Origin of the sequence: Acinetobacter sp. FL (genome assembly GCF_040744925.1) — a bacterium.
Classification (GTDB): domain Bacteria; phylum Pseudomonadota; class Gammaproteobacteria; order Pseudomonadales; family Moraxellaceae; genus Acinetobacter; species Acinetobacter radioresistens.
The window spans coordinates 2,141,786-2,153,458 of record NZ_CP160437.1 but is presented as its reverse complement, the minus strand read 5'-3'; the positions used below and the strand labels follow the sequence as shown (position 1 = coordinate 2,153,458).

Annotated in this window: 10 protein-coding genes; 7 read left to right on the top strand and 3 right to left on the bottom strand. The window is 42.9% G+C overall.

Annotated features, from left to right (window positions below):
• Positions 1–7: 7 nt before the first annotated feature.
• Complete coding sequence (locus ABZP31_RS10035) at positions 8–703, top strand: response regulator transcription factor (protein WP_005027129.1); 696 nt, start codon at positions 8–10, stop codon at positions 701–703.
• A 111-nt stretch (positions 704–814) separates the two neighbouring features.
• On the opposite strand, the gene ABZP31_RS10030 is transcribed toward ABZP31_RS10035, so the two are convergent.
• Positions 815–2,242 carry a glutamine synthetase family protein gene (locus tag ABZP31_RS10030; protein WP_248133820.1) on the bottom strand — a complete coding sequence of 476 codons (1,428 nt, stop codon included), beginning with the start codon at positions 2,240–2,242 and terminating at the stop codon, positions 815–817.
• 378 nt (positions 2,243–2,620) lie between these two features.
• Between ABZP31_RS10030 and ABZP31_RS10025 the strand changes: the two genes are divergently transcribed.
• The gene (locus ABZP31_RS10025; RefSeq protein ID WP_017400836.1) at positions 2,621–3,691 is read left to right on the top strand and encodes a 4-phosphoerythronate dehydrogenase; all 1,071 of its coding nucleotides are present in this window, start codon (positions 2,621–2,623) and stop codon (positions 3,689–3,691) included.
• The gene (gene epmA, locus ABZP31_RS10020; protein WP_111281817.1) at positions 3,688–4,662 is read left to right on the top strand and encodes an EF-P lysine aminoacylase EpmA; all 975 of its coding nucleotides are present in this window, start codon (positions 3,688–3,690) and stop codon (positions 4,660–4,662) included. Before ABZP31_RS10025 ends, epmA begins: the two co-directional genes overlap by 4 nt.
• Positions 4,663–4,715: 53 nt before the next feature.
• Here epmA and ABZP31_RS10015 read toward each other — a convergent pair whose 3' ends face one another.
• Entirely contained in the window at positions 4,716–5,717 is a 1,002-nt protein-coding gene (locus ABZP31_RS10015) for a Tim44 domain-containing protein (protein ID WP_248122060.1), read from the bottom strand.
• 106 nt (positions 5,718–5,823) lie between these two features.
• Positions 5,824–7,215, bottom strand: a complete 1,392-nt coding sequence (gene radA / locus ABZP31_RS10010) for a DNA repair protein RadA (protein WP_017400839.1) — start codon at positions 7,213–7,215, stop codon at positions 5,824–5,826.
• Between the two features lie 499 nt (positions 7,216–7,714).
• On the opposite strand from radA, the gene ABZP31_RS10005 reads away from it, so the two are divergent.
• The 4 genes from ABZP31_RS10005 to dapF all read left to right on the top strand — a co-directional run bounded on the left by ABZP31_RS10005 (position 7,715) and on the right by dapF (position 11,636).
• On the top strand, positions 7,715–9,118 hold the full coding sequence (locus ABZP31_RS10005; protein ID WP_005019232.1) for an amino acid permease: 1,404 nt from the start codon (positions 7,715–7,717) through the stop codon (positions 9,116–9,118).
• Positions 9,119–9,255: 137 nt separating this feature from the next.
• Complete coding sequence (locus ABZP31_RS10000) at positions 9,256–9,507, top strand: lipoprotein (protein WP_248133821.1); 252 nt, start codon at positions 9,256–9,258, stop codon at positions 9,505–9,507.
• 23 nt (positions 9,508–9,530) lie between these two features.
• Positions 9,531–10,781, top strand: a complete 1,251-nt coding sequence (lysA, locus tag ABZP31_RS09995; protein ID WP_248133822.1) for a diaminopimelate decarboxylase — start codon at positions 9,531–9,533, stop codon at positions 10,779–10,781.
• Positions 10,782–10,790: 9 nt separating this feature from the next.
• Complete coding sequence (gene dapF / locus ABZP31_RS09990; protein WP_026443958.1) at positions 10,791–11,636, top strand: diaminopimelate epimerase; 846 nt, start codon at positions 10,791–10,793, stop codon at positions 11,634–11,636.
• The last annotated feature ends 37 nt before the right edge of the window (positions 11,637–11,673 follow it).

The window sequence follows — 11,673 nt, the reverse complement described above, 5'->3', positions numbered from 1 at the left end:
AATAACTGTGAATATACACCCAGCAGAAACCAGAATCGTAGTGATTGATGATGAACCGCAAATCCGGAAATTTTTAGGAATCGCATTAAGGTCCGAGGGCTACCAGACTCAGCTATTTGGCACGGCTATGCAGGGACTGGAATATCTCTCTTCCCAAAGTGCGCAACTGGTTATTCTGGATTTGGGCCTGCCTGATCTGGATGGTCAGGACGTATTGAAAGAACTCAGGTCCTGGAGTGAAATTCCAGTTATTGTGTTGTCGGTACGCTCAGATGAACAAGAAAAGGTGACCTTGCTGGATGCCGGAGCCAATGACTATGTAACCAAACCGTTTAGCGTTCAAGAGCTCATGGCCAGGATTCGTGTGGTCTTGAGGAGCAGGCTAAACCAGACTGAAACCCATGACTATGACGATGGTTATCTAAAGATCAATTTTGTACAGAGACAGACCTATATCAACAGCCAGGCGGTTGCTCTTACCCGAAAAGAATTTCATCTGCTCTCATTGCTGGCCAGAAATCGGGGGCAGTTACTGACTCAACCACAAATTTTAAAGGAGCTATGGGGACCTACCCATCAGGAAGATACACATTATCTTAGAATACTGGTGGCTAAGCTTAGAAATAAACTGGGCGAAGATGCAATTCATCCTCAATATATTATCACTGAACCTGGAGTTGGGCTGCGCTTTCTGGGCAAATAAAATTTCTCAGCACTTATTTTTTAATTAGCTGAATTTTATTTATATAAATAAAAAGCTAATAGGTATATTAGCTTTTTAAACTTGATATTTGGAGTATTAACTTGATTAAAATTAAATATCCCAGTTTTGTTCGGTTTCAGTAATCTGGTTATAAACATTATAATATTCAGCAGATTTTACTGTACACCATACCTCTATAAATTCTTTACCTAAATATTTTTTTAATACCGGATTGTTCTTAAGAAGATTTAATGCTTCGAGCTGATGCTTGGGTAAATTAATATGCTCATGTTTTGATTTCGCAAGATGGACTGGCTGCGGAGTATCTAACTGGTGTTCTAAACCATGTAAGGTAGCAATCAATATGACAGCAATGGCCAGATAAGGATTACAGTCTGCGCCAGCTATACGGTATTCTAGACGCTGATTTTCCTGATCGGAGCAAGGTATACGGATGGCAACATTGCGGTTATTAATTCCCCAGTTTGCTTCCAGTGAAACATGATGACCAAGTGTAAATCTGCGGTAGGAATTAATGTTGGGGGCTAATATAGCCATTGATGCAGGCATTAGCTGAATCATGCCACTAATCGTTTTTAACAACATTTTTGATGGTGTAGACAGATCATTTGAGCTAAATAGATTTTGCATGGAAGCATTACACAAGCTCATATGAAAGTGCATGCCGCTACCCGCTTTTAGCAGGGTGGGCTTGGCAAGAAAGCTGGCATGCAGCTGATGTTTTCTGGCCACCTGCTTGATAATACGTTTTAGCGCCATGATCTGATCGCATAACCGTAAAATATTCGAAGTATGCTGAATATTGATTTCATACTGACCAGAGGCGGCTTCTGCAACAATACCGATCATTTCGATAGATTGTAAACGTGCAATCTGCTCTACTTCTTCAAGTACATACTGATAGTCATCAGGCGTATTCAGGTCAAAGCACTGACTTGATAAAACCTCATCTTCCCCATCTGCATTTTGCTTGTAGAGATAGAACTCGAGCTCAGCCGACATCACCGGATAATAGTCCTGGTGATGAAGCTGAGCGATAATATGGCTTAAAAGATTGCGGGGTTCATATTTACAGCCCTCACCATTTTCATCTTGCATGGTCAGATAAAGCTGTGCATGCGTCTCAGGCTGAATGGCGCAAGGTTGTAATGTGCCGGAAATCGGTATGCAGAGCATATCAGGCTCACCGATTGACTTTCCGAGACCTGTTTCCTCAACCACTTTGCCATCTAGATCCATGGCATAGACAGACAAGGGAAAATAGCAGCCTTTATAAATCTTCTTCAAACTTTGAACATCAATCTGTTTGCCGCGGACATGTCCGTTCAGATCATGCAGGCAGATATCAATATGTCGGGTAAGGGGGTATTGGCTTAAATATTCATTGACTTCGCTGGAAAATAAATCTTCTGGGTGATCAATATTTAAATATTCTGGTCTCTTGTTGAGTAAACTCTCTTTAATTTTAATAAAAGGATTTAGATCTTTTTCTTGGGTTGGAACGCTAATACTACTCATGCTTAAAACCTTTTTTATAAGGATAAGAAAATAGTAGATGAGTACAAAAAATTATTACGTAAAGAGTTCGTAATTTTTTAGATTGTAAGCGTTTAAAAATAATAAATTCATTTTTTTTATATAATTCTATTGATGTAATTAAATAATTTATTTATATAAGGAATTAAAGCGTAGATATTATTTTTACTATAAAACAGTGTATATTTTAATTAAATCAAATATAAAAATAATTACCTTAAAATACACTTAAGATCTGAAAAATCGCTATTGGGATAGCTAAAAGTTCTATCCCCACTACTGCTTAATAAAAAAACAGGATAGATTGTGATCCAGCTCATCTCGGTTGATAATAATATTTTAATGCCCGGATGACTGAAGATGAAGATCGTAGCAGATGAGAATCTTGCTTTTACAGACTACTTTTTTTCAGATTTTGCTGAAATTGACCATCGTGCTGGCCGTACCCTCATGCATGAGGATGTGAAGGATGCAGATGCTTTACTGGTACGTTCTGTAACACGTGTCAATCAGCAGTTCATTGAAAATACAAAGTTAAAATTTGTTGGTAGTGCTACGATCGGAACAGATCATCTGGATATTCCTGCTTTAGAAAAGCAGCAGATTAGCTGGTCAAATGCAGCGGGTTGTAATGCACAGGCCGTTGCTGAATATGTAATTACGGCATTACTGTATTTAAAACCAGAGTTACTGGATGCTGGAAAACAGTTTACCTTGGGGATTATTGGTCTGGGCAATGTCGGTTCACGGCTGGCTTATATGGCAGAACTGCTAGACTGGCAAGTAATCGGTTATGATCCTCTGGTTAATCACTTGGCGGTTACACAGGTTCCATTGCAGGAGTTGCTGGCTTCAGCGGACGCAATTTCTCTCCATGTACCATTGACTAAAACAGGGCATTATCCTACTCATCATTTAATTAATGCCGAAACTTTGGCTCTTATGAAAACTCAGGCAATTCTGGTGAACTCGGCAAGAGGACCAGTTATTGAAGAGCAGTCTTTAATCCATGATATACAAACCACACATCGTCTGGTGGTACTGGATGTATTTGAACATGAACCCGTGATCTCTGAAGAGCTCCTAAAATGGGTAAGACTGGTTACACCGCATATTGCTGGTTATAGTCTGGAAGGAAAGGCCAGAGGGACACAAATGATTTATGAAGCTTTCTGTGAAAAATTTGGTTTTATGGCCAGCAAGACTTTTATAAGCCAGTTACCCATATGCGAACAATATTTTACTGAACAGACAGATATTAAAACTGTTCTCAAAACTTGTCTCGGCAAAATTTATGATATAGCCCGAGATGACCAGAATTTACGTGCCTGTCTAAAGGACGGCAGGATTGATCAGCAAGCTTTTGACCACTTGCGTAAGACTTACCCACTGCGCCGTGAATGGTCTGCGCATGGGGGGCCTCAGGCATGAAACATAGTTATCAGCCCACCTGTACATTAGAAGTAATGCGGGCACGTGCTACCATGTACACCCAGATTCGTCAGTTCTTCGCTGAACGGAATGTACTGGAAGTTGAAACACCTGTACTTTCACAGGCTGGAGTCACTGATGTACATCTTGCGTCTGTATCAGCGCAGCGCCATGTAGAAGGGAAGTTGCAGATACATTATTTGCAGACATCGCCCGAGTTTGCCATGAAGCGGCTGTTGGCGAGTGGAAGCGGGCCGATTTACCAGATCTGCAAGGTGTTTCGTGATGATGAGCATGGCCGCAAACACAATAGTGAATTTACCATGCTGGAATGGTACCGGCCAGGTTTTAGTCTTCTTGATTTGATGCATGAAACCACAGCGCTTTTAAATATATGTCTGGCGCAACGTTTTGGTGAAATGCGCCCGGTGGTAATAAGTTATAAACATGCATTTCAAGATCGTCTGGATATTAATCCATTACAAGCTTCTGTAAAACTCCTGAAAGATACTGCCAACCGTTTAGGCATAAACCTGGATCTGGGTGATGACCGGCTTGCCTATATTGATCTGCTATTCTCACATTTCGTCGAGCCAAGTTTAGGCTTTGATGCACCCGTATTTCTTACCGATTTTCCACCAGAGCTAGCTTCTCTGGCCAAAGTGAAAACTGATGAGGATGGGGAACAGGTAGCGGCCCGTTTTGAGCTTTATATTGAAGGACTGGAATTGGCTAATGCCTATGATGAGCTAATTGATAGCAAAGTGTTGCGGGAACGCTTTGAAGCTGACAATACAGAACGAGGTACACTTGGCCTACCTATCATGCCAATAGATGAAAATTTATTGTCCGCTCTACAGTATATGCCGGAATGTTCAGGAATTGCCTTGGGAATTGATCGTTTATTAATGATAGCAACCCGACAGATGCGGCTGGAAAATGTCGTTACATTTCCTGCACAGATTGCTTGAGTTTAAAATAAAAAAACCGCTCGAAAGAGCGGTTTTTTTATGAGCAAAGTCAATTAGTCTTGCTGAATGCCTGCAACTACCCAGTCTTGCTGAGAACCGGCAGGTTTAACAAAATGCCAGGTTTCAGAGAAAGGTTGTGGCAGACTGTTTAAGTCTTCACTCACTGTACCTGTAAACCGTACACTGACCACATACTGGCCATTCTCAGTTGCACTGTCGACTACCATAGCATTTAGGTTACTGAATTCGGCAACATCTTGGTCCTGATTGGCCATAATGTCACTACGCATTGCATTATAAAGTTCCGGAGTTAAATAACGACGGATCTCTTCAATATTACTCGCCGTATTCATTGACTGAATATGGTTGAAACGTTGACGCGCAATACGCAAGAATGCTGCCGGTTCAGTGCCATCTGGTAACTGTTGACCGCTATTCGTGTAGGCCGTACCAAATGGCGCATTATTTGCCGTGTTCGCTGCAGTTGAACTGCCGCCAACTGACTGACCGAAAATATTGGTATTGTCTTGAGTACGCGGTGCTGCATTATGCTGGCCAAATGGTGATGGATTTGGTCCAGCTGAGTTTGGTGCATACGGATTGTTAGTAGCTAGTTTTTTTTTTGCTCCGAATTTACGGAATACAAAAAATGCAACTGCGGCTGCAAGCAAAACCCAGAGCCAGCCAGGAATACCGCCTTTCTCTTGTTCAGCCTGTTGCTGTGCAGCCAGTTCCTGATCATTTGCCGCTGTCTGTGCATTTGGGTTGGTATTGTTGTCATCTGCTAAAGCATTCGCTGCTACTGCACCTACTGCAGCACCTGCTACACCTGCAGCAACCATTGAACCTACACCCGGACCAGAACGCTGGGGCGCAGTTGCAGGTTGTTGAACCGGAGCTGCCTGACGAGGCTGTTGATAAGACTGGGTAGGTGCCGCAGAACGTGACATACCCATACTCTTACCACCGCCGGCACGTTTTGCTTCAGCCAAAGGTGACATAACCAAGGCCGCCATTAAAATACCGGCCATCAAGCCACGCTGGTGTACTTCCATCAAAATTTCCTATATCTAAACGATTTCGATATGTTATTTATGCCGGCTTTTATATAGAAATTCAATGCTAGATCGGTATTTTTTCAAATTAAATGATTACCATATATTAAGACAGTTCATCACTCAGCTGTAGCGCTTCGCTTAAAGCCTCATGTAACCGGGCCACCGCAATCACCTGAACACCAGGTACCGGTTTCTGTGGTGCATTGGCTCGAGGTAAAATTACGTACTTAAACCCATGTTTGGCTGCTTCTTTAAGACGCTCCTGACCATTGGGAACTGGACGGATTTCCCCAGACAAGCCGACTTCGCCAAATACAGCCAGTTGTTGGGGGAGAGCTTTACCACGTAAACTCGACGCACATGCCAGAAGTACTGCCAGGTCAGAACCTGTTTCAGTAATTTTTAAACCGCCCACTACATTCACATAAACATCCTGTCCCGAAGTTTGTACACCGCCGTGCCTGTGCATTACTGCCAGCAGCATATTTAAACGGTTCTGCTCGAGACCTAGAGCAACCCGCCGTGGCTGCCCATGAGCGTCATCGACCAAAGCCTGTACCTCGACCAATAAAGGTCGGGTGCCCTCACGGCTAATCATAACAATTGATCCAGGAATAGCTTCATCGTAACGGCTCAAGAAAATTGCAGAGGGGTTGGCTACTTCCCGCAGACCTTTATCTGTCATCCCGAATACGCCCAGCTCATTGACAGCACCGAAACGGTTTTTGACTGCACGAATCATGCGGTAACGTGAATCTGACTGACCTTCAAAATACAGGACGCAGTCGACCATATGTTCAAGTACACGAGGCCCGGCCAATGCGCCTTCTTTAGTCACATGACCAACCAAAAATAATGCTGTTCCACTATTTTTAGCAAAACGGGTCAATAAGGCAGCTGATTCACGGATTTGCGAGACACCGCCTGGGGCAGACTGCAAGGTCTCAGTGTATAAAGTTTGGATAGAATCAAGAATGGCAACCGCCGGGCGCTCATGGGCAAGAACTTCACAAATTCTTTCAACACATGTTTCAGCCATAACCTTTAGCCGGTCAGTCGGCAGGTCTAGACGCTGAGCGCGTAACGCAACCTGCGAAAGTGATTCTTCACCTGTAACGTAGAGCGCAGCGCTGTTCGCACTTGCCATGTGCGTCGCGGTCTGTAACAAAATAGTAGATTTTCCAATACCCGGATCACCACCGATCAGGACGACAGAGCCTGTAACCAGACCCCCACCGAGGACTCGGTCGAACTCACCAATACCAGTCGGCAGGCGCGTTTCATGAGAGACCGAGACCTTGTTTAAAGTCGTGATATTGGCAGCTTGTCCGGCATAGCCGCCTCCTAAATTCGGTTTGGCACGGTGACTCACGGCAGGTTCTACCACAACTTCTGTCAGGCTGTTCCATTCGCCACATTCTGAGCATTGACCTGCCCATTTTGAATGGTCTGCTCCACACTGTTCGCAGCGATAAACCGTTTTTGCTTTAGCCATAATCGAAATATATAACCTTTGGAAAAGGGTTCTATTGTAGAGATAAAGCTGCTGAAACGGAAAGCTTCGTACATATAGAACGTTAGATCATGTCGTCAGAAAGCAATTTATATATTCTTCAGAACTATAAGGATTCTACCCAAGTGGGGCACAAAGAAGTTGTCTTATAGGATGTCTGGCAATAGGAGTGTTTGATATACGAAATAGCAGTAAATTTTTCCCATCATTATGTTAGGAAAAACACAATAATTAGTCGAAGTAATTTAAAGTTATTTTTTAATGAAAATACAAGGATAATTTATATATAACTATTTAATTAATATAGTAAATTTAAAAAAAGACTATTAAATATTATATGAAATTTAAACTATATGAAAAAATAAAATCAATTCTTTGGTTAATTAATGTTCAAAAGAATGTTGCCGAGTGAAAAATAATTTTTGTTTTAGATGAGTTTTGAGCTAAGTTTGTTGCAAAATGTTTTAAGAAGAAATCAAAAATGTCTAACCAAATGCATAGCTCTATTCCAGAAGAGGAGGGAGAGCTAAAACGGAGTTTATCGAACCGTCACCTGCAGCTGATCGCCATTGGCGGTGCTATTGGTACCGGTTTATTCATGGGATCAGGGAAAACGATCAGTTTGGCAGGACCATCCATTTTATTCATTTATATGATCATCGGGGTAATGGTCTTTTTAGTGATGCGTGCATTAGGAGAACTGCTACTTTCTAATCTGCACTATAAATCATTTATTGATTTTTCTGCTGATTTGATCGGTCCTTGGGCAGGTTATTTTGTTGGCTGGACTTACTGGCTATGCTGGATCACTATAGGGATTGCTGATTTATCCGCAATTATTTACTACCTGCAATTCTTTAATAATGGCCTACCTTTTACCCCATTAGAAGGTGTATTGATCAGTATTGCGTCAATTGTCTTTATTATGGGGCTGAATCTGGTTACCGTAAAACTGTTTGGCGAGATGGAATTCTGGTTTGCCCTGATCAAGATTATTGCCATTGTAGTACTGATTGCCGTAGGTCTGTGGATGATCTTTACTGGCTTTACTTCAACAGCAGGTGAAGTAGCTTCCTTTACTAACTTGTGGTCACATGATGGTCTATTCCCCACAGGGATGAGCGGTTTCCTGGCAGGCTTCCAGATTGCAATTTTTGCCTTTGTTGGCGTGGAGCTGGTCGGTACAACAGCTGCTGAAACTAAAGACCCGGAGCGTAATTTACCTAAAGCGGTTAATTCAATTCCAATACGGATTATTATTTTCTATGTGCTGGCGCTATTGATTGTCATGTCAGTTACTCCTTGGAATAAGATTGATCCTAATATCAGCCCGTTTGTAAACCTGTTCAGTCAAGCAGGCGTAGCAGCAGCTGCAATTATTATGAACCTCGTAGTGCTGTCTTCGGTCATGTCATCAATGAATAGTGGTGTGTTTTCAACCAGCCGGATGCTATTTGGCCTGTCCCGTGAAGCTCAGGCACCACGCTGGTTTGGTAAACTGACATCACGCGCTATTCCGGCAAATGCCTTGTATTTCTCAGCTGTCTGTCTGTTGTTGGGAGCTGCTCTACAGTATTTTGTTCCAAACGCAGTTCAGGCATTTACATTGGCAACAACCTTGTCAACTATTCTGTTCATCTGTGTCTGGATCATCATTATGTGGAGTTATATTAACTACCGCAAACAGCGTCCGGAATTGCATGCCAAGTCAATTTTCAAATTGCCAGGTGGAGTATTTACCTGCTGGGTGGTCATTATTTTCTTTATTGGGATGGTTTATGTATTGTCCTTGGAAGCAGATACATTCCAGGCGCTCAAGGTTAGCCCGTTGTGGCTGATTATTCTGGCCATTGGCTACTTCTTTACTAAAAGCAAGAAATCATAATTTGCAGTAACTGTTAAAAAACGTCAGTTTAGAACTGGCGTTTTTTTTCATCTCGCTTTAATCTCTATAGCCTGAAACACTGTGGTCAAAATATTGATCACAGTATACTTTATGGAAATTATCGAATAGGTGGCCAGATGCGTCTTGTCGTTTGCTACATCAGTGTATTGGTTACGGCGACTCTACTTGCCGGTTGCGGTCAGTCAGGGGCTTTACAGCTACCCAATGATCCCAATTATGATAAACGTGCAAGATATCTGCTTTATCCAAATACCGCGTCCGAGCAAAGCAAGCCCAGCGATACCCATCAAGCCCAGCAATCTGACGAGCCAGTAAGCGAGACTTTTGCAGCACCTGATGCTGAACCAGCTACTCAACCTACACCATAAGCAGAACAAATAAGGATACACTCATGAGTTTTACCCGCATCAATGGGGTGTTGCATGCAGAGCAATGTTCACTGAAGCAGCTTGCACAGCAGTTTGGTACACCTTTGTATGTTTATTCAAAACAGGCTTTTGAAAAACACTATACAGATATGGACCGTGCATTTGACTTCATTGATCATCAGATCTGTTTTGCCGTGAAATCTAACTCCAATCTTGCGGTTCTGGGTGTGTTGGCCAAACTGGGTGCCGGTTTTGACATTGTCACTGGTGGTGAGCTGTCTCGTGTTCTGGCTGCTGGCGGCGATCCGGCCAAAGTAGTATTTTCAGGCCTTGGAAAAACTGAAGCAGATATTGAAAAAGCCTTAAATGTTGGAATTGCCTGTTTTAATGTTGAGTCTCATGCCGAGCTTGACCGTATTCAGAAAGTTGCTGAAAAATTGGGTCAGAAGGCGCCTGTTTCCCTACGGGTAAATCCGGATGTCGATGCAAAAACTCATCCTTATATCTCAACGGGTTTAAAAGAAAATAAGTTTGGTATACCTTCAGATAGCGTATTTGAAACCTATCAGTATGCAGCTTCACTGCCTAATTTGAATATCGTGGGGATTGACTGTCATATTGGCTCACAGCTGACTGAAACCAAACCGTTTGTAGACGCCTTGGAGCGCGTCATGTTGATGATTGAACAGCTTAATGGGTTGGGGATACAGCTCAAGCACATCGATATTGGAGGTGGATTGGGCGTAACTTATAAAGATGAAGTGCCACCGACTGTACAGGAATATGCAAATGCCCTGAAACCGGCTTTGCAAAAGCTAGGGCTGAAAGTTTATATGGAGCCGGGCCGCAGTATTTCAGCCAATGCAGGTATACTGCTTACCAGAGTAGATCTACTCAAGCCAACCAATTACCGTAATTTTGCTATCATTGATGCTGCAATGAATGATTTGATTCGACCTGCACTCTATGAAGCATGGATGGATATACAACCAGTAGAACCACATCAGGATATTCAGGAAAAAGAATGGGATATCGTGGGTGCTATTTGTGAAACAGGCGATTTTCTAGGGAAAGAGCGTAAACTGGCGCTGGCAGAGAATGACCTTCTGGCCGTTCTGGGTGCTGGCGCTTACGGCTTTGTGATGAGTTCTAATTACAATACACGAGCACGGGCAGCAGAAGTTATGGTAAATAATCATCAGGCATATCTGGTGCGTGAACGTGAGACTATTGAGTCGCTGTGGGAACGTGAACATCTGTTACCAGAAGTGTGAGTAAAAAACATGCTGGAATTTACTAAAATGCATGGGCTGGGTAATGATTTTATGGTCGTGGACCTGATTACCCAGCGTGCCTATTTCGATACGCTTACTATTCAGCGCCTGGCAGATCGTCACTTTGGTATCGGTTTTGACCAGCTCCTGATTGTTGAGCCACCAGACATACCTACTGCTGATTTTAAATACCGTATTTTTAATGCAGATGGGTCAGAAGTAGAGCAGTGTGGTAATGGAGTGCGCTGCTTTGCACGTTTTGTGCATGAGCGCCAGTTAACCACGAAAACCAAAATTAAAGTACAGACCAAATCCGGTATTGTCGAGCCGGAACTGGGGCCAAACGGCTGGGTTCGGGTTAATATGGGCTATCCGAAATTTGCTCCAGAGCTCATTCCGTTTGTAACAGAAGAAACTGATCCTTTATATGCACTAGAGCTGAACAACAACCAACTGCTTAAAATTGATGTGGTGAATATGGGGAATCCCCATGCAGTAACTATTGTGCCAGATGTACTGACTGCTGAGGTCGCAGCTATTGGTCCACAAGTAGAATCACATGTACGCTTCCCTGAACGTGTGAATGTCGGCTTCATGCAGATCCTGAATGAAAAACAGGTGCGCTTACGTGTTTTTGAACGTGGCTCTGGAGAAACACTGGCCTGTGGTACAGGTGCTTGTGCTGCTGCGGTAAGTGGCATGCGCCGTGGTCTGCTTGCCCCAGAAGTGGAAGTCGAGCTGGCAGGTGGTAAGTTACAGATTGGCTGGCGTGAGGGTGATGTGGTATGGATGACAGGTCCTACAGCAAATGTTTATGAAGGCCGTTTGGATTTGCGTTATTTTCAAAGTAATTAAAACCGAATTAAATAGTATTAAAAGTTCTATTCAATCC

Excerpts from the sequence above, each read along its gene's own strand:
- epmA (WP_111281817.1), top strand. The coding sequence starts at position 3,688 with ATGAAACATAGTTATCAGCCCACCTGTACATTAGAAGTAATGCGGGCA.
- dapF (WP_026443958.1), top strand. The coding sequence starts at position 10,791 with ATGCTGGAATTTACTAAAATGCATGGGCTGGGTAATGATTTTATGGTC.
- ABZP31_RS10015 (WP_248122060.1), bottom strand. The coding sequence starts at position 5,717 with ATGGAAGTACACCAGCGTGGCTTGATGGCCGGTATTTTAATGGCGGCC.
- lysA (WP_248133822.1), top strand. The coding sequence starts at position 9,531 with ATGAGTTTTACCCGCATCAATGGGGTGTTGCATGCAGAGCAATGTTCA.
- ABZP31_RS10030 (WP_248133820.1), bottom strand. The coding sequence starts at position 2,242 with ATGAGTAGTATTAGCGTTCCAACCCAAGAAAAAGATCTAAATCCTTTT.
- ABZP31_RS10000 (WP_248133821.1), top strand. The coding sequence starts at position 9,256 with ATGCGTCTTGTCGTTTGCTACATCAGTGTATTGGTTACGGCGACTCTA.
- ABZP31_RS10025 (WP_017400836.1), top strand. The coding sequence starts at position 2,621 with ATGAAGATCGTAGCAGATGAGAATCTTGCTTTTACAGACTACTTTTTT.
- radA (WP_017400839.1), bottom strand. The coding sequence starts at position 7,215 with ATGGCTAAAGCAAAAACGGTTTATCGCTGCGAACAGTGTGGAGCAGAC.
- ABZP31_RS10005 (WP_005019232.1), top strand. The coding sequence starts at position 7,715 with ATGTCTAACCAAATGCATAGCTCTATTCCAGAAGAGGAGGGAGAGCTA.